A 17370-nucleotide genomic window follows, 5' to 3' on the forward strand; every position below is an offset into this window, starting at 1 on the left:
GGATGAGTCAATGACCGACAGCCCCCTCTCCCAAGCCGAATACGACGCCATTACCGATGCCGCAGCGCATTGGTGCATGCGCTTGCACGCCAATGACTGTACGGCGCAAGAGCGTATCGCATTCGAACAATGGCGTGATGCGCATCCACTTCATGCGTTCGAGTACGAAGCGATGCTGGAGATTTGGGACGTTGCCGGGGATTTGCCTCGTGCGCCGGCTATTGCCGCACCGGTGGTGCACATCAAACCCGCAACGCCCTGGCGTACCTTCGGCATCGCCGCCGCCGTGTGCGCGGTGGCGCTGCCATTGGCAGCCTTCAGCGGCTGGAACCTGGGCTGGCTGCCCGACGCGTACCAACACATTGAAGCAAGCGATACGGTCCGTCATGTCACCCTTGGCGATGGCAGCCAGGTGGAGCTGAATCTGGGCAGCGAGCTGACGTTCAGCAATTACAAGGATCAGCGCCGGGTGACATTGAAGAAAGGCGAAGCGTTCTTCAATGTCAGCCACGACACCACGCACCCTTTTATCGTGAAAGCGGCGGACGGCAAGATTCGGGTGACTGGCACAAAGTTCAACGTCTGGATGTACGAGGATCAGGTGCGCGTGAGCCTGATTGAAGGGTCGGTGCTGGTCAGCAGCAACGATGACCTTCCGGGCGATGGTCTGCGTCTCGGGCCTGCCATGCAGGCGAGCTATGGGCACGGCGATTACATTCCGCGCATCAGCCAGACCTATGACAATGACAACTCATTGGCCTGGCGCAGCGGCAAGCTGGTGCTGGATGATCTGACGCTGTCCGACGCCCTGCCCTTGATCAACCGCTACCTGGCCAAACCGCTGACGGTGGCCGATCACAGTACCGGTTCGATCCGCATCGGCGGCATCTACAACATCAAGGAACTCAACAGCCTGGTGGCGTCCTTGCCCAAGGTATTACCGGTCTACGTGACCCGCAACAAGGACGGTAATCCGGTATTGAACGCCCTCCCGCAGCAGACTCCAAAAAGCTAAAAGATCGCAGCCTCGCTTCGCTCGACGGCTCCTACAAGGACAAATGTAATCCTGTAGGAGCTGTCGAGTGAAACGAGGCTGCGATCTTTTGATCTTATCCTCTGATCTTACTCGTGTGCGACCTTACCAACCGCCTCATCCCGCTCACTGATCGTGCGCGCCTGATACTGCGGATCAGCCTTGATCTGCAGCTCGGTAAACGGCGTCACACTCAACTGCTTCTTCGAAAACGCCAGCGTCTGGTCCCGTGAATACTTCGAGGCAGGATCACTGGACAGCGAGAACGCGAGCAATCCCAAGGCATGCGGTCCTTTGTCGTCAAAAGTCACCACTTGCAGGTAACTCGTCCCGCTGACGACCTCTCGCTTGCCGTCAGTCCTGGGCACGCTCTGAATGGCGTTATAAACACCCAAGGTGCCCGGCCCACCATGGATTGGCGTTTGCTGTCCGCCACTGCTCACTACTTGGATGTCCCCCCAACGGCTGTCTTTCTTTAGCCCTTGTTTGTCGACGTTTTCAACAGAGGCCAACATCGCCTGCCGAACGGCGTTCACCACCTCAGTCTGCTCAATCGCCAGACCACGGGGTGTGTGCTGCGGGTCTTGCGGATCGAAGGGCACCCGCCATACATCAGGCATTTCCTGTAACGCTTCCATCACATTCTGGAAGTGAACAAACCCCAGGCCACTGTTCAGGTTCGCGTTGCCGTCCCAGGCCTTCAGGCTGGCGCACAAAGGAGTGAGCGCCTTTGCGTCTGCGCCCAGATCCGCCATGCAGAACTGCAACAAGTCCGGCATCACTTGCGCGGCCAGAAACACCTGATCGTCCATCACCATGCGTTGCAGGTCCGCTGCCGCAATAGGCCCAGCCTTGCGCAGCGCCCCCAGGCGATCCAGCGCAAAGCGTGAGCGCAGCCCCAATGGCTGGCTGTCCTGGCTGATCAGGGGCGAGAAACCGGTCAGCGGTTGCGCCGGGTTAGCCATCCATGCCGAATCGTTGGAATGCTGCACGAAGTCCTTGCGCAGCAGCTGTGGCAACTGGTCGGACGCGTAGATACCTTTTTGTGCCGCCTGAGGATCGATGTCCCAGGCACATTCGCTCCTGGACCCGTCAAGCACAATCATCTGCAAGCCGGCCCGTGGATCGCTGCACCTGGCCAGCTTTTCTGCATTCACATTGGGCACGACCGACAGGTTCATATAGAGCGTCTGGCCCTTGTCGTCGGCCGCCAGGGTGTTGACCCACGGGATTCCCTGAATCTTGTGCACCGACGCTTGCAACGCCTCAAGGCTGTCCGCCCGGTTCATCTCATACCACTGTTGCAATACCCGGTCGTTTTCCAGGTTGGCGTCGCGCAGGCTATAGGCAAACTGAGTGTCCCAGTCGAGCTTGCCGGGCCACTGCACAATCGGGCCGAACTGCGAGCTGTAAACCACATGGGAGATCGGCTGGACCTGACCATTGGCTTGTTTCACGTTCACCGTCACGGTCTGTTTTGTCATTGGCAATGACTGGCCGTCGAGCAGGTAACGGGTCGGGTCCTTGGGGTCGAGCTGCAGGCGGTACAGGGTGAAATGTTTGGATGAATCCACCGTGTGGGTCCAGGCCAGGTGCTGGTTGAAACCGATGTTGATCATCGGCAGACCGGGCAGCGCGGCGCCCATCACGTCGAGTTTGCCGGGGATGGTCAGGTGCATCTGATAGAAACGCATCCCGCCCACCCAGGGAAAATGCGGGTTGGCCAGCAACATGCCGCGACCGTTGAAGGAACGTTCGCTGCCGACGGCGACGGCGTTGCTGCCCCGGTCCAGGGCGAAGCGCTGCAGGCGCGAGTCGGCTAGCTGGAATGATTCTGAATGGGCGGTGGTCGCGACGGTCTGGGGTGGCGTGGCGCCGGCCAGCGCTTCGGCGAACTGCCCGACGCCGCCTTCGACCAACAGCCGCCGGGTCAATTTGACCAGGTCCAGGACAGTGATGTCGCGCACCCATTCGCCCTGGCACTGCGCTGGCAAGCCTTGCGCGCGGGTTTCTTTAAGGGAGCGGTTGTAGCCCGCCACATAACCTTCAATGAGGTCGCGCACCGTCGGGATTTGCGCCTGCCAGAAAGCGTCAACGGCCTGGGGGGTGTTCAGCCAAGTGAAAAACAGGTCGCTGACCTGGTTTTCACGTTCTTCGACCGTGAACTGGTCAGGGCCGAAATAGCGCGAACGCTCGCCATTGACCGTGGTGATTTCGTTGGCCAGCAAACACAGGTTGTCCTGCGCGTAGGCGTACCCGATACCGTAGCCAAGACCGCGTTCGTTGTCGGCGCGAATGTGCGGCACCCCAAACGTGGTGCGACGGATGTCTGCGCTGGTCTGCTCGGACTGGCTGCTTGCGTTCGCTGCAAGGCTGCAACCCACCAATACGGCGGCAAGGCTTAACCGGGTTAACTGCCTGGAAATAATCACGCTCGCTCCTGATCGAAAAAGAGTTACTCCCTGGCCCCGAACGCCAAGCCGCAACTCAAACCCTGTAGCAGCTGGCGAAGCCTGCGTTCGGCTGCGTAGCAGTCGCAAAACCAAAGATCGCGATGTATCAGGCAGACCGCGCGAAGCGGGATGGCGACTGCTACGCAGCCGAACGCAGGCTTCGCCAGCTGCTACAGGGAATGGGTTGCGGCTTGTTTGGTTCGGTCAGGTCACATGATTCTAGAAACGAAGTCATCAACAAAAAATTTAGCGTGTGAAACCCCGTACCCAAGGCATCTCACGACTTGTCGACGCGGCGTCGACAAAATTTCTACATTCGAGCCTTCATGATTTGCCAGGCTCATCCGTCTTATTGATTGAGAGCACCAATAATTTCCCGGATCAGGCTCTGAAAAGGAGTTTTTGCATGTACAACTCGCAACTGCCAACGGACGGTAGCACTGCGCCAATGAGTACCACCATTGGCTCCGGCGTTTTCGATCAACGTACCGATCGCCATGGCAACGAACGCATCAGGATGTTGCTCAAGAGCTTCGGCCTGCGCACCAGCCTGATTCGCCTGAAAGTCATCGACGCCTTACTCAACGCCGCCGAACACGACCGCACCCTGGGTGTCCGCGGGGTGCACAGCCAACTGCTGGACCTGGACATCCCCCTGTCGTTTCTCAGCGTGCGCGAAGTGTTGAAACGCTTGTGCAGCGAAGGCGTGATCGAACTGAACAGTGACAAAAGCTACAGCCTGAACCCTCAGGCATTCGCCGCATTGCACGGCGAATAACCGGCTTTCAAGGTGCGTTGCTCAAGGCTTGACCTTGCGACGCATCACGCCGTTCACCACCACTACGATCACCGCCACGGCAATGGCGATGTACTGGAACATTTTTTCAGTGATAACGCCTGTGTTCTGCAAATAGGACAGGCCAAACATGATCGCCAGCACCACCAGCGAAATCAGAATCGAATATTTCAAACGTTGCGACTGTGTCATTGCGAGTTCCTGAAGCTGATGAAAATGTATCCGGTTTGTATCCGATCGCATGCCAAGCCCCTACCGTATTTCGGGGATGGCCCGCTGCAAACGGGGTCTCATGTTACAGCCGATGAAGAGTTTTAGCTTTATCACGGCGCTAACCATGAGGATTTTCACATGCTCCGTCGAATCACACGGCTGATTCCCCTGCTGGCCATTTTAACTTTGAGCGGTTGCATCGTTTTCCCACACGGCGGGGGGCGTCACGACCACTATGACCGGGGCGGCCCGGGTTACTATCAGCACCGTTAAACGTTCGCCTCTTCTCACCCTGAGCATCTTTTCCGGTGCTCAGCGGCCAACCTGACACTATTGTCATCTTTGCCTCATCTGCCTGACAGCCTTGATCTAAGATCATCAGGTCGTTTAACTTGTATTAATTCGAAACACTCCTTGAATGCCTGGCCGCTGAAAATGGTCAGAATGCATTTTTTCGGCCGCAATTCGAAACGAGATGCCCATGCGAACCCACCTGCGACTGGCTGCCCTGAGCGCCCTTTTCATTTCTTCCCTGGCCCAGGCCGCCGACTTGATCCCGATTGAAGTTCACCGCGATGCCAACTGCGGCTGCTGCAAAAAGTGGATCAGCCATCTGGAAGCCAATGGTTTCAAGGTAGAGGATCACGTCGAAGCCGACATGAGCCAATTCAAGCAACAGCACGGCGTGCCCCCGCGCCTGGCGTCCTGCCACACCGGCCTGATCAACGGCAAATTCGTCGAAGGTCATGTTCCGGCCGATCAGGTTCTGGCCTTGAGCAAGCGCGATGATCTGTTGGGTGTTGCCGCTCCCGGAATGCCCATGGGTTCGCCCGGCATGGAAATGGACGGTATGAGCGATGCCTATCAGGTCTTCGGCCTGAAAAATGACGGGACTGACGTCGTGGTGGCGGACTACCCCGCCCAGTGATGTTCGGCGCTTACATCGGGCTGTTTTTTGCGGCATTCGGCGCGGCGACCCTGCTGCCTTTGCAATCGGAAGCGGTTCTGATGGGGTTGTTGCTCAGCGGCAAGTATTGGCTATGGTCACTACTGACCGTTGCGACCCTGGGCAATGTCCTGGGCTCGTTGGTGAACTGGTGGCTGGGGCGCGGAATTGAACGCTTTCGCGATCGGCGCTGGTTCCCGGTCAGCCCTCGTCATCTGGAAAAAGCCCGCATTCACTATCAACGTTATGGCCACTGGTCACTGCTGCTCAGTTGGTTGCCTGTCATTGGCGATCCACTCACCTTGGTGGCCGGTGTCATGCGCGAGCCCCTGGGTCGATTCCTGCTGATCGTGACCCTCGCCAAAGGCGCTCGTTACGGGGTGTTGGCCCTGGCGACCCTCGGCTGGATGGGTTGAACGATCTGGCGCGGTCATTGCCTGTGTTTAATGTCGCCCTAATCAAGCCGTTCCAGCATCGGCCGATTTCCACTGGAGTTTACTCATGCCTCTCACCCTCCCGCGCTGGCTGCCCGGCCTTCTGTTGAGCGCTGCGTTGCCCTCCCTCGCCCACGCCGAAGGCCCGGAATACGGACCCGAGCTGCAAGGGTTCGAGTACCCCTACACGGTCAAGCATTTCGCTTTTGAGTCTCAAGGCCAATCCCTGCAAATGGGGTATATGGACGTTGCTGCCGAAGGCAAAACCAACGGCCGCACCGTGGTGCTGATGCACGGCAAAAACTTCTGCGGGGCCACGTGGGACACGTCGATCAAGGCGCTCAGCGAAGACGGGTATCGGGTTATCGCACCGGATCAGATCGGTTTCTGCACCTCCAGCAAGCCAGAACATTATCAGTACACGTTCCAGCAACTGGCGACCAATACGCAACAATTGCTCAAGGCCCTGGGCATCCAGAAAGCCACCTTGCTGGGCCACTCCACCGGCGGCATGCTCGCGACCCGCTACGCCCTGCAATACCCTGAGCAGGTTGAACAGCTGGCGATGGTCAATCCCATTGGCCTGGAAGACTGGAAAGCCCTCGGCGTCCCTTATCGCACCGTCGACCAGTGGAATGAGCGCGAGCTCAAGGTGACGGCTCAAGGCATCCGCGATTACGAGCGCAGCACCTATTACGATGGCCGCTGGAAGCCTGAGTACGACCGCTGGGTAGACATGTACGCGGGTCTGGCCAAAGGTCCGGGCAAAACCCTGGTGGCGTGGAATTCGGCGCTGATCTACGACATGATCTTTACCCAGCCGGTGTATTACGAATTCAAGAACCTGAAGATGCCGACACTGTTGTTGATTGGCACCTCGGACACCACAGCGATTGGCAAGGACATTGCCCCGCCAGAGGTCAAAGCGAAAATCGGCCATTACGATGTGCTCGGCAAACAGGTCGCCAAACTCATTCCGCATTCCACGCTGGTTGAATTCCCCGGCATGGGCCACGCACCGCAAATGGAAGAACCGGCAAAATTCCACCAGGCCCTGCTCGCCTGGCTGAACAAAACCAACCCTGTTCGTTGATGAGGTAAGGCTGATGGCTGTGCAGATTGCGGTGATCGATGATTGGCAGGATGTCGCGAGCGGCGTAGTGGATTGGTCAGCGCTGGAGGGCATTGGCGAGGTGCATTTTGTCCATGACTACCCCGCCGACAATGACACCCTGACCAAACGCCTGGAAACGTTCCAGGTGATCTGTGTGATGCGCGAACGCACCCGCTTCGATGACGACCTGATGCGCCATTTGCCCAACCTCAAGCTGCTGGTGACGGGCGGTATGCGCAATGCCGCTCTGGACATCAAAGCCGCTGCAGCACTGGGTATTCAGGTATGCGGCACTGACAGCTACAAGCATGCGGCGCCGGAGCTGACCTGGGCGTTGATCATGGCCGCGACCCGCAACCTGGTGAACGAAGCCAACGCACTGCGCGAAGGTAAATGGCAACAGGGTCTGGGCGGTGATCTGCACGGCAAGACGCTGGGAATTCTGGGGCTGGGCAGTATCGGTCAACGGGTTGCCCGGTTCGGTCAGGTGTTCGGCATGCGGGTGATTGCGTGGAGCGAAAACCTGACCGCCGAACGTGCGGCAGAGGTGGATGTCACTTATGTCAGCAAACAGGAGCTGTTTGAGCAAGCCGACGTGTTATCGGTGCACCTGGTACTCAGCGATCGCAGCCGGGGCATCGTTGACGCACAGGCACTGGACTGGATGAAACCGACCGCGCTGCTGGTCAACACTGCTCGCGGGCCGATTGTCGATGAGTCAGCGTTGATCAAGGCGCTGCAAAAGAACCGACTGGCCGGCGCAGCGCTGGACGTCTTCGAGCAGGAGCCCCTGCCCGCTCATCATCCGTTCAGAACCCTGGGCAATGTACTGGCGACGCCGCATGTCGGGTATGTCAGCCAGCAGAACTATCACCTGTTTTTCTCGCAGATGATCGAAGACATTCAAGCCTGGGCAGCCGGAGCGCCGATTCGGCTGCTGAGCTGAAACCGAGTCATCGTTCATCGTAGGAACGCCGTCCGGAGCAGGCTCGCTCCCACAGCGGCTCTGGGGTCGACGCAGATTTTGTGTTCACAACTGATCAAAGGTAGGAGTTAGCCTGCTCGCGATGACGGTGAGTCAGGCAACAATGATGTCGACTGATACTCCGCTATCGCGAGCAGGCTCACTCCCACAGGGGATCTGGGGTCGACGCAGATTTTGTGTTCACAACTGATCAAAGGTAGGAGTGAGCCTGCTCGCGATGACGGTGGGTCAGGCAACATCAATGTCTATTGATACTCCGCCATCGCGAGCAAGCTCACCGCCCACAACGATTCAGCTGCGTTTAACGGCCACAAAGGCGGCAGTCATATAGGGCACTGTCACGACATCCTTGCCACGCAATTCAGGCTCGGACGCGATAAGCGCCTGCAGCCGTTCATCAACCTTTGTCCGATCCAAGGCCGGCAATGCTGCAATGAAACTGGTCGAGCGCACCCGGTTGAGAATCACATCCTCCGGCGCCCCGGTGTGTCCATGGGCGAATTGCTGCTCCTGCAGCGGCCCGAATGCGTCATGGGGAAACGCATCGCGCCAGGCGCCGGTGTAATACCGTGGCGTATCACCCTCCAGCGCATTGACGATCGCATCCAGCTTCGGCACCCAACCGATGCGGGTATCACGCAGGTTCCACACCAGTCCCAACTTGCCGCCGGGCTTGAGCACTCGAGAGATTTCGTCCAGGGCATCACGGCTGGCGAACCAGTGAAATGCCTGGGCGCACACCACCACATCCACCGAAGCATCGGGCAAGGGCAGGTCCGTGGCCGTACCACTGATAGCCAGTGCTTGGGGATGGGCGGCGGACAATAGTTCCAGCATCTGAGCCACCGGTTCCACGGCAATCACCTGCGCCCCGGTCGCCACCAGCCGACCAGTGAACTTGCCAGTCCCGGCCCCCAGGTCTATGACAGTGGTGTGCGCATTCAGACCGAGCGTCTGCGTCAGCCAAACGGTGAGTTGCGGTGGATAATCCGGACGACCGCGCACGTAAGTCTCGGCAGCAATCTTGTAGCCAGCAGCGGCGGTATGGTGGACGTGATCTTTCATGGCAGCGCTCCAGATCGACAGCGAATGCTAACGAGCATAGCGTCTGGACTTGAGCTTTCCTTGTAGGGATCGCCAGAAAGTAATGAACAATTGTTCACGCTGCGGTGTTCTATAGGTATCACCCCTGAGGATTGACCCCATGAATATTCGTCTTGCCTGGTGCACCCCGCTGTTACTGGCCGCCGCGCTGTCTAGCACCTTTGCGTTCGCCAACGGCGACGAGGAAGAGCCTGCGAAGCCCAATTGCCCCAAAGGCCAGGTCTGGGACAGCAAGCAGCAAAAATGCCTGATGCAAGACAGCAGCCTGCTGCCGGACGCGGATCGCACCGATTACGCCTATCGCCTGGCCAGGGACGGGCGCTACGAAGAAGCCCTGGCGTTGCTGGATACGCTCAAGGAGCCGAACACCGCCAAAGCGCTGAACTATCGCGGCTACGCTACGCGCAAACTCGGTCGCACTGACGAAGGCATCGGGTACTACCTGCAATCGGTCAAACTCGACCCGCAGTATGCACAAGTACGCGAATACCTTGGTGAAGCGTATGTGATCAAAGGTCGGCTGGATCTGGCGCAAGAGCAGTTGCAGGAAATCAAATCGATTTGCGGCAACACGTGCGAGGAGTATCAGGATCTGGCGGAGGCCATTAATGGCTCGTCTAAAACCTGATCGAAAAATGCACAGTATCTTGTCGTGTGACGAACTGTGGCGAGCGAGCTTGCTCGCGCTGGGCTGCGAAGCGGCCCCAAACCTACTTGCCAGGTGTGACAGATAGACCCTTGTGCGCGGGTTTACGACTGCTGCGCAGTGGAGCGCGAGCAAGCTCGCTCGCCACAGTGTATGTGTGCTTCTGGAGAAGGGTTTGTGGTGCTCCCGGAGAAAAGGTCAGGCAGGCGTTGGCAGCCACAATCTGAATCGCGCGCCACCGAGGGGTGATGCCTCGACCGTCAGCGTCCCACCCTGCGCCTCCAGCGCCCGCCGACTGATCGCCAGCCCCAGGCCGAAGCCGCCTGTGGCGCGGTCGCGGCTGCGGTCGAGGCGATAAAAGGGTTCGAAAATGCGCTCAACCTCGTCGTCTGGGATTCCGATTCCATCGTCATCAACCCAGATTTCGCAACCTTGAGCCACGACCTGCACGCTGACCTGAATGCGTTTTTCACAATAGCGCATGGCATTGCGCAGCAGGTTTTGCAGCGCCCGGGCGGTCAGGCGCGGGTCAAGGCTGAAGCGTTCGAGTTGCCCGTGAAGCCGCACGTCGATGACGATGTCCGGTGACTCCAGTTCTTCATCGACGCTGCCAAGGACGCTGTCGACGAATTCATCCAGCGAGACGTCAACCTGCTCCGGCAGCCGCGCCGGGTTTTGCAGGCGGCTGTAGGACAGCAATTCCAGCACCAGTTCATCCAGCTCACGAATGTGCGCGACCAGCCCTTGCAGGCGTTCACGGCTGGCGGCCGGCATATCGTCGGACAACGCCAGCGCCAGCCCGAAATCCAGGCGCGTCAGCGGGGTTCGCAATTCATGGGAAACAGCGTTGAGCAGGTCGCGTTGCTGGTTGAGCAAGCTTTCGATATCACTCGCCATCGTGTCGAACACTTTGGCCAGGCTGCCAATGTTGGACCGGGATGAAATTTTCGTGCGCTCGCCCAACTGGCCCTTGCCAAAGCGTTCAGCAGTACCCTTGAGCCGCTCCAGGTCGCGCCAGTGCCCGCGCAGCCAAAGCAGCAGGCAGGCAAGCATGGTCGCGCCGATCAGCACGTTGATGCTCCAGTACAACAGGTTGACGTCCAGCGGGTCCGGTGGCACCACCATTTGCACGGCCATGTGCTGGTTCAGCGGCGCCACGGCCAGCGTGCGCCAGCCCCAATCGCCGATGCGTACGATGTTCTCGCCACGCTGCAAACGCTCCTGTTCCGCGGGGGTGAAATCGTCGGAATCACTGCGCGCCAGGTCGATGTGCAGCGGCTGGAACTCTTTATCCATCTCGTCGGCCAGGGCCGGCCATTGCGCCTCGGGTATCGCTTTGAATTGCTTGGCGATGAGCGTCTGCAGTCCTCGGGAATAGTCGAGGTTGTACGCCATGAAGCGTTCATGGAAGAGCTTGATCACCAGGTCGGGGACCAGGTAAATCGCCGCGCTGTAGGAGACGATGGTCACCAGGTACAGACGAAACAGAAGTCTGAACATAGCCTCAGCATTCCCATTCGGAGCGGCTGAACAGGTAACCCTTGCCCCACACGGTCTTGATTTTGCGCGCCTCGCCCGCGTTGTCATCGAACTTGCGCCGCAGCTTGGAAATCGCCACGTCCACCGAGCGGTCAGTGCCGTTGAATTCGATACCGCGCAAGCGTTGCAGAATCTGGTCGCGGCTCAGCACCTCGCCGGCATGCCGGGCCAGCACCACCAGCAGGTTGTACTCGCCGCTGGAGAGCTCGAGTAACTGATCGCGCCAGGTCACAGTGCGCTCGGACAGGTCAATGCACAGGTTGCCTATGAGGATGCGGTCATTGGCGGTCTGCGGTTCGCTGAGGCTGCTACGACGCAGCAAGGTCCGCACCCGCGCCAGCAGCACCCGCGGTTCGCAGGGTTTGGTGACGTAATCGTCGGCGCCCATCTCCAGGCCCAGTACCTGATCGTGGCTGTCGTCGCGGGCGGTGAGCATCAGAATCGGCAGCGTGGCCGAATCAGCGCGCAGCAGGCGGCAGACTTGCAGACCGTCGAGGCCCGGCAGCATCAGGTCGAGGATGACCAGGTCCGGCGGATTGAGTCGCGCACGTTCGCGCACCTGGTCACCGCGGCTGATCACGCTCACGGAGTAGCTATTGCGTTCCAGGTAGCTGGCAATCAGTTCGGCGAGCGCGGTGTCGTCTTCGACCAGGAGGATGTTGGGCATGGGGTGTTTCCAGAAAGTGCAGTGGCGCCGGAAAATGGCCATCGCGAGCAGGCTCACTCCTACAGGGAATTTCTTTGTCCACAAACACTGTGTACGCACAAACCCCCTGTAGGAGTGAGCCTGCTCGCGATGGCGGTTTAACAGTCGCAATAGAATCAAGACCTGCAGGATATACGCCCTCATACCCCCCTGAGTAAAACCCTTACACAATTTCACACAGCACCTACAAAGCTTCACCGCTACCCTCGCCACCTGCCAGTAGCATGCTGGTGGTTATTTTTGGGGTAATTACATGTCGAAGAATCTGCTCGCCAGGCTCAGCCTGATTGCACTGGCCGTGATGCTCAGCGCCTGTGACAAGTCCTCGGTCGCTGAAGAAGCGGCGCCGTTGGCCACCGTTCGCATCGAGACCATCGAGGCACGGCCGCTGTCGATCAGCAGCGAGTTGAGCGGGCGGATCGTCGCGCCACGCATCGCCGAAGTCCGTGCGCGCGTGGCCGGGGTGGTATTGCAGCAGGCCTACCGCGAAGGCAGCGACGTGAAAAAAGGCGACGTGCTGTTTCGCATCGACCCGGCGCCGTTCAAAGCTGACCTGGACAGCGCCGAGGCGTCCCTGCGCAAAGCCGAGGCCAACGCCTTCCAGGCACGTCTGCAAGAGCAGCGTTACGCCCAACTGATCGAAGGCAACGCTATCAGCGGCCAGGATTACGACAACGCCCGGGCCGCGAGCCGGCAAACAGCCGCCGAAGTCGCCGCCAACAAGGCCGCGGTCGAGCGGGCGAAGCTGAACCTTGGCTACGCCACCGTCACAGCGCCGATTTCCGGACGTATCGGTCGGGCCCTGGTCACCGAAGGGGCCTTGGTCGGGCAGAACGAAACCACCCCGCTGGCACTGATTCAACAGCTGAACCCGATCCACGCCGACCTTACCCAATCGACCCGGGAACTCAACGACCTGCGCCGTGCCTTCCGCTCCGGCCAGTTGCAGCAAGTCGGCCAAGGCCAGGCCAAAGCCACGCTGATCCAGGACGACGGCAGCCTGTATCCGTTGCCGGGCAAGCTGCTGTTCACCGACATCACCGTTGACCCAGGCACCGGCCAGATCATCCTGCGCAGCGAGTTTCCCAACCCGGACCTCGATTTGCTGCCGGGCAGTTTTGTTCGGGTGCGCCTGGAGCAAGCCGTCAATCAGCAAGGCATCAGCGTGCCGCAACGGGCCATCCAGCGTGACAGCGCAGGTATCGCTCAGGTGCTGCTGCTGGATTCCGAACTGCGGGTCGGCCAGCAACCCGTCGAGCTGGGTGCGGTGCAGAACGATCGCTGGATCGTCACCGGCGGCCTGAAGGCCGGCGACCGCATCGTCATCGAAGGCCTGCAACACGCGCGTCCCGGTGAAAAAGTGCAGATCGATGACACCCCTCTTCCACTTGCCCAGGTTTCTGGTCAGTAAGCAGGACGCTTTTTTATGCCGCAGTTCTTTATCGATCGCCCGGTATTCGCCTGGGTGGTCGCCCTGTTTATCCTGCTGGCCGGTGCATTGGCCATTCCGCAGCTGCCGGTCGCGCAGTACCCCGACGTTGCGCCGCCGCAGGTCGAGATCTATGCCGTGTACCCCGGCGCTTCGGCGCAAACCATCGATGAAAGCGTGGTCAGCCTGATCGAGGAAGAACTCAACGGCGCTGACCACCTGCTGTATTTCGAGTCCCAGAGCAGCCTGGGCAGTGCCACGATCAAAGCCACGTTCCAGCCGGGCACTAACCCGGAACTGGCCCAGGTCGATGTACAAAACCGCTTGAAAGTCGTGGAGTCGCGCTTGCCCCAAGCCGTGAACCAGCAGGGCTTGCAGGTGGAAAAAGTCTCCTCCGGCTTCCTGCTGCTGATCACCCTGACTTCCAGCGATGGCAAGCTCGATGAGGTCGCGCTCAGTGACTACCTGGCGCGCAACGTGATGAACGAAATCAAGCGCCTGGACGGTGTCGGCAAGGCGCAACTGTACGGCGCCGAGCGCGCCATGCGGATCTGGATCGACCCGCAGAAACTGATCGGTTTCAACCTCACGCCCGCTGATGTCAACGCGGCCATCGTCGCGCAGAACGCACAGGTTTCCGCCGGCAGCATTGGCGATCTGCCGACCCGCAGCACCCAGGAAATCACCGCGACCATTCTGGTCAAAGGTCAGCTGTCGAACCCCGAAGAATTCGCCGACATCGTGCTCAAGGCCAATCCCGACGGATCTACGGTGCGCATCGCCGATGTGGCCCGAGTGGAGATCGGCAGTCAGGAGTACCAGTTCGGCACCCGTCTGAACGGCAAGCCGTCGACCGCCGTCAGCGTGCAGCTTGCACCCAGCGCCAACGCCTTGAACACCGCGACGCTGGTGCGGGCGAAGATGGATGAACTGGCACGCTACTTCCCGGCAGGCGTTGAATACAAGATTCCGTACGACACCTCGCCCTTCGTCAAAGTCTCCATCACCAAAGTGGTGTACACCCTCGGCGAGGCGATGCTGCTGGTGTTCGCGGTAATGTTCCTGTTCCTGCAGAACATTCGCTACACGCTGATTCCCACGCTGGTGGTGCCGGTCGCCTTGATGGGGACTTTTGCGACCATGCTGGCGCTCGGTTTTTCGATCAACGTGCTGACCATGTTCGGCATGGTGCTGGCCATCGGCATCCTGGTGGATGACGCGATTGTGGTGGTGGAAAACGTCGAACGGATCATGGTCACCGAGGGCCTCTCGCCCAAGGAGGCGACGCGCAAGGCGATGAAGCAGATCACCGGTGCAATCATTGGCATTACGCTGGTACTGGTGGCGGTGTTCATACCCATGGCGTTCATGCAGGGCTCGGTTGGCGTGATTTATCGTCAGTTTTCCTTGTCGATGGCCACCTCGATTCTGTTCTCGGCATTCCTTGCGCTGACCTTGACCCCTGCATTGTGCGCAACGTTGCTCAAGCCGATCGCCAAAGGCGAGCATCATGCCAAGGGCGGTTTCTTCGGCTGGTTCAACCGCCGCTTCGAGCAACTGACCGAGCGCTATCAAGGCTGGGTTGCATACGCGCTCAAGCGCAGCGGTCGATACCTGTTGATCTACGGCGTGCTGTTGATCGGTCTGGGAGTGATGTTCAGCCGCCTGCCCTCCTCGTTCCTGCCGGTTGAAGATCAGGGCTACACCATCACCGACGTGCAACTGCCGCCGGGTGCGAGCAAGAACCGAACGGTTGAGGTCGTCGAACAAATCGAGGCGCACAACGCCACCGAGCCAGGCGTTGGCGACAGCACGGTGATTCTGGGTTTCAGTTTTTCCGGCAGCGGACAGAACGCCGCGTTGGCGTTTACCACCCTCAAGGACTGGTCCGAACGTGGCAGTGACGACTCGGCGAGTTCGATTGCTGACAGGGCCAACATCGCCCTGAGCCAGATCAAGGACGCCGTTGCGTTCGCCGTCCTGCCGCCTCCGATCGACGGCCTCGGGACCTCCAGCGGTTTTGAATTCCGTCTGCAGGATCGTGGCGGCCTCGGCCATGCCACGCTGATGCAGGCACGCACCGAGTTGCTGGCCGCTGCCGAGAAGAGTCCGGTCCTGATGAACGTGCGCGAAAGCGCCCTGGCCGAGGCGCCGCAGGTGCAACTGATCGTGGATCGCAAGCAGGCCAATGCGTTGGGCGTGTCGTTCGCCGACATTGGCAACGTGCTGTCCACCGCCGTCGGTTCGACCTACGTCAACGACTTCCCCAATCAGGGGCGGATGCAGCGGGTGGTGGTTCAGGCTGAAGGCGATCAGCGCAGTCAGGTGGCAGATCTGCTGAAAATGCACGTACGAAACAGTGCCGGGAAAATGGTGCCGCTGTCGGCGTTCGTGCAGGCCAAATGGACCCAGGGGCCGGCGCAATTGACGCGCTACAACGGCTATCCGGCGATCAGCATTTCCGGCGAACCGAAACCCGGTCACAGCACCGGCGAAGCCATGGCGGAAATCGAACGACTGGTCGCGCAAGGACCCGCCGGATTGGGTCAGGAATGGACCGGGCTGTCGTTGCAGGAACGTCTGTCCGGCAGTCAGGCGCCGATTCTCCTCGGGTTGTCGCTGCTGATCGTGTTCCTGTGCCTGGCGGCGTTGTACGAGAGCTGGTCGATCCCGACGTCGGTGCTGCTGGTCGTGCCGCTCGGCGTGCTGGGTGCGGTGCTGGCGGTGACGTTGCGCGGGATGCCCAACGATGTGTTCTTCAAGGTCGGGCTGATTACCATCATCGGCCTGTCGGCGAAGAACGCGATCCTGATCATCGAATTTGCAAAGAGCCTCTACGACGAAGGCCACGACCTGATCGACGCCACCCTGCAAGCTGCGCGCTTGCGACTTAGACCGATTGTCATGACGTCACTGGCGTTCATCCTCGGCGTAGTGCCGCTGGCGATTGCCACAGGTGCCAGTTCGGCAAGCCAGCAAGCCATTGGTACGGGGGTCATTGGCGGGATGATCACCGCGACACTGGCGGTGCTGTTCGTACCGGTGTTTTTTGTGGTGGTGATGAAGCTCGTCCGCAAACGCCACAAGGACATCTGACTCCGCAAATCCCCTGTAGGAGCTGTCGAGTGAAACGAGGCTGCGATCTTTTGATGTTGTTTTTTAAAGAGCAAGATCAAAAGATCGCAGCCTCGTTTCACTCGACAGCTCCTACATAGAACACAGACAACGCCTATAGGGCGCCTACGCAAAACGCAGTGGCGTGCGCTATGGTGCAGGTACGCACCGCCTTAGTGAACTCACATGCCCTTCCTCGCCCGCACCCACCCTCGCCTTACCACCGCTGCCACCCTCGGCATCGCCGTGGGCATCCTGGCGCCGGCCGATTCGATCATTAGCAAAATCCTCATCGGCTGGAATGCCGGGGTCTGGACGTATCTGGTGTTGATGCTCTGGCTTACCTCTCGGGCCAAGGCGCCCGATGTAAAGCGCATTGCCGAGATCGAAGATGAAAATGCCGGGCTGGTGCTGTTCGTGGTGTGCATTGCTGCGCTTGCCAGCCTGGCGACCATCACCTTCGAATTGGCCGGCAGCAAGGACCTGGACAGCACCCACAAACTGATGCATTACGGCTTTACCGCGTTGACCGTCATCGGTTCCTGGCTGTTGATCGGGGTGATCTTCAGCGTGCACTACGCCCGTTTGTTTTACACCTGGGACGGCAAGGACCAGGCACTGCGTTTTGCCGAAGGCCTGACGACCCCCAACTATTGGGACTTCCTATACTTCTCGTTCACCATCGGCGTCGCCGTGCAGACTTCGGACGTGGGGGTGGCAACACGCAGTATGCGCAAGATCGTACTGGCGCAGTCATTGATCGGGTTTCTGTTCAACACGGCCATTCTCGGGTTTTCGATCAATATTGCGGCGGGCTTGTTTGGGTAAACAGACGATGCCTTTTCGGTGCGGGCTCCG

The 17370-nt window shown here is 59.5% G+C and carries 15 protein-coding genes; 10 read left to right on the top strand and 5 right to left on the bottom strand.

The window, feature by feature from the left end:
- Positions 1 to 10: 10 nt before the first annotated feature.
- Positions 11 to 1015, top strand: coding sequence for a FecR family protein (locus tag ACA063_RS15180; RefSeq protein ID WP_497662290.1), 1005 nt, complete (start codon positions 11 to 13; stop codon positions 1013 to 1015).
- Positions 1016 to 1122: 107 nt separating this feature from the next.
- On the opposite strand, the gene pvdQ is transcribed toward ACA063_RS15180, so the two are convergent.
- The gene (gene pvdQ, locus ACA063_RS15185) at positions 1123 to 3465 is read right to left on the bottom strand and encodes a bifunctional acylase PvdQ (protein WP_497662291.1); all 2343 of its coding nucleotides are present in this window, start codon (positions 3463 to 3465) and stop codon (positions 1123 to 1125) included.
- A gap of 427 nt (positions 3466 to 3892) precedes the next feature.
- Here pvdQ and ACA063_RS15190 point away from each other — a divergent pair, with 427 nt between their 5' ends.
- Complete coding sequence (locus ACA063_RS15190) at positions 3893 to 4264, top strand: fe2+ zn2+ uptake regulation protein (protein ID WP_497662292.1); 372 nt, start codon at positions 3893 to 3895, stop codon at positions 4262 to 4264.
- 21 nt (positions 4265 to 4285) lie between these two features.
- On the opposite strand, the gene ACA063_RS15195 is transcribed toward ACA063_RS15190, so the two are convergent.
- On the bottom strand, positions 4286 to 4474 hold the full coding sequence (locus ACA063_RS15195) for a hypothetical protein (protein WP_162436446.1): 189 nt from the start codon (positions 4472 to 4474) through the stop codon (positions 4286 to 4288).
- A gap of 502 nt (positions 4475 to 4976) precedes the next feature.
- Here ACA063_RS15195 and ACA063_RS15200 point away from each other — a divergent pair.
- From ACA063_RS15200 to ACA063_RS15215, 4 genes are all read left to right on the top strand, one after another.
- Positions 4977 to 5423: a DUF411 domain-containing protein gene (locus tag ACA063_RS15200; RefSeq protein WP_497662293.1), complete on the top strand. Its 447-nt coding sequence runs from the start codon at positions 4977 to 4979 to the stop codon at positions 5421 to 5423.
- A complete protein-coding gene (locus tag ACA063_RS15205) occupies positions 5423 to 5857 on the top strand; it encodes a YqaA family protein (RefSeq protein WP_497662294.1) in 435 nt (144 codons plus the stop codon). Before ACA063_RS15200 ends, ACA063_RS15205 begins: the two co-directional genes overlap by 1 nt.
- An 85-nt stretch (positions 5858 to 5942) precedes the next feature.
- Entirely contained in the window at positions 5943 to 6968 is a 1026-nt protein-coding gene (locus ACA063_RS15210; RefSeq protein ID WP_497662295.1) for an alpha/beta fold hydrolase, read from the top strand.
- A gap of 13 nt (positions 6969 to 6981) precedes the next feature.
- Positions 6982 to 7935 carry a D-2-hydroxyacid dehydrogenase family protein gene (locus ACA063_RS15215; protein ID WP_497662296.1) on the top strand — a complete coding sequence of 318 codons (954 nt, stop codon included), beginning with the start codon at positions 6982 to 6984 and terminating at the stop codon, positions 7933 to 7935.
- Between the two features lie 330 nt (positions 7936 to 8265).
- On the opposite strand, the gene ACA063_RS15220 is transcribed toward ACA063_RS15215, so the two are convergent.
- On the bottom strand, positions 8266 to 9039 hold the full coding sequence (locus tag ACA063_RS15220) for a class I SAM-dependent methyltransferase (protein WP_497662297.1): 774 nt from the start codon (positions 9037 to 9039) through the stop codon (positions 8266 to 8268).
- Between the two features lie 139 nt (positions 9040 to 9178).
- On the opposite strand from ACA063_RS15220, the gene ACA063_RS15225 reads away from it, so the two are divergent.
- Complete coding sequence (locus tag ACA063_RS15225; protein ID WP_497662298.1) at positions 9179 to 9706, top strand: tetratricopeptide repeat protein; 528 nt, start codon at positions 9179 to 9181, stop codon at positions 9704 to 9706.
- A gap of 216 nt (positions 9707 to 9922) precedes the next feature.
- On the opposite strand, the gene ACA063_RS15230 is transcribed toward ACA063_RS15225, so the two are convergent.
- Together ACA063_RS15230 and ACA063_RS15235 are read right to left on the bottom strand one after the other, a co-directional pair.
- A complete protein-coding gene (locus ACA063_RS15230) occupies positions 9923 to 11224 on the bottom strand; it encodes an ATP-binding protein (protein WP_497662299.1) in 1302 nt (433 codons plus the stop codon).
- A 4-nt stretch (positions 11225 to 11228) separates the two neighbouring features.
- Complete coding sequence (locus ACA063_RS15235) at positions 11229 to 11930, bottom strand: response regulator (protein ID WP_162436455.1); 702 nt, start codon at positions 11928 to 11930, stop codon at positions 11229 to 11231.
- A 292-nt stretch (positions 11931 to 12222) separates the two neighbouring features.
- Here ACA063_RS15235 and ACA063_RS15240 point away from each other — a divergent pair, with 292 nt between their 5' ends.
- The 3 genes from ACA063_RS15240 to ACA063_RS15250 all read left to right on the top strand — a co-directional run bounded on the left by ACA063_RS15240 (position 12223) and on the right by ACA063_RS15250 (position 17340).
- The gene (locus ACA063_RS15240) at positions 12223 to 13380 is read left to right on the top strand and encodes an efflux RND transporter periplasmic adaptor subunit (protein WP_497662300.1); all 1158 of its coding nucleotides are present in this window, start codon (positions 12223 to 12225) and stop codon (positions 13378 to 13380) included.
- 15 nt (positions 13381 to 13395) lie between these two features.
- Complete coding sequence (locus ACA063_RS15245; RefSeq protein ID WP_497662301.1) at positions 13396 to 16494, top strand: multidrug efflux RND transporter permease subunit; 3099 nt, start codon at positions 13396 to 13398, stop codon at positions 16492 to 16494.
- Positions 16495 to 16698: 204 nt separating this feature from the next.
- Positions 16699 to 17340: a DUF1345 domain-containing protein gene (locus ACA063_RS15250; protein ID WP_497662302.1), complete on the top strand. Its 642-nt coding sequence runs from the start codon at positions 16699 to 16701 to the stop codon at positions 17338 to 17340.
- Positions 17341 to 17370: the final 30 nt, after the last annotated feature.

Source organism: Pseudomonas sp. LBUM1643, from assembly GCF_059716215.1.

What these genes read in the sequence shown, in the direction of transcription:
- ACA063_RS15250 (WP_497662302.1), top strand. Translation starts at nt 16,699, where the DNA reads ATGCCCTTCCTCGCCCGCACCCACCCTCGCCTTACCACCGCTGCCACC.
- ACA063_RS15225 (WP_497662298.1), top strand. Translation starts at nt 9,179, where the DNA reads ATGAATATTCGTCTTGCCTGGTGCACCCCGCTGTTACTGGCCGCCGCG.
- ACA063_RS15245 (WP_497662301.1), top strand. Translation starts at nt 13,396, where the DNA reads ATGCCGCAGTTCTTTATCGATCGCCCGGTATTCGCCTGGGTGGTCGCC.
- ACA063_RS15205 (WP_497662294.1), top strand. Translation starts at nt 5,423, where the DNA reads ATGTTCGGCGCTTACATCGGGCTGTTTTTTGCGGCATTCGGCGCGGCG.
- ACA063_RS15190 (WP_497662292.1), top strand. Translation starts at nt 3,893, where the DNA reads ATGTACAACTCGCAACTGCCAACGGACGGTAGCACTGCGCCAATGAGT.
- ACA063_RS15220 (WP_497662297.1), bottom strand. Translation starts at nt 9,039, where the DNA reads ATGAAAGATCACGTCCACCATACCGCCGCTGCTGGCTACAAGATTGCT.
- ACA063_RS15210 (WP_497662295.1), top strand. Translation starts at nt 5,943, where the DNA reads ATGCCTCTCACCCTCCCGCGCTGGCTGCCCGGCCTTCTGTTGAGCGCT.
- ACA063_RS15195 (WP_162436446.1), bottom strand. Translation starts at nt 4,474, where the DNA reads ATGACACAGTCGCAACGTTTGAAATATTCGATTCTGATTTCGCTGGTG.
- ACA063_RS15200 (WP_497662293.1), top strand. Translation starts at nt 4,977, where the DNA reads ATGCGAACCCACCTGCGACTGGCTGCCCTGAGCGCCCTTTTCATTTCT.
- ACA063_RS15180 (WP_497662290.1), top strand. Translation starts at nt 11, where the DNA reads ATGACCGACAGCCCCCTCTCCCAAGCCGAATACGACGCCATTACCGAT.
- ACA063_RS15215 (WP_497662296.1), top strand. Translation starts at nt 6,982, where the DNA reads ATGGCTGTGCAGATTGCGGTGATCGATGATTGGCAGGATGTCGCGAGC.
- ACA063_RS15235 (WP_162436455.1), bottom strand. Translation starts at nt 11,930, where the DNA reads ATGCCCAACATCCTCCTGGTCGAAGACGACACCGCGCTCGCCGAACTG.
- ACA063_RS15230 (WP_497662299.1), bottom strand. Translation starts at nt 11,224, where the DNA reads ATGTTCAGACTTCTGTTTCGTCTGTACCTGGTGACCATCGTCTCCTAC.
- ACA063_RS15240 (WP_497662300.1), top strand. Translation starts at nt 12,223, where the DNA reads ATGTCGAAGAATCTGCTCGCCAGGCTCAGCCTGATTGCACTGGCCGTG.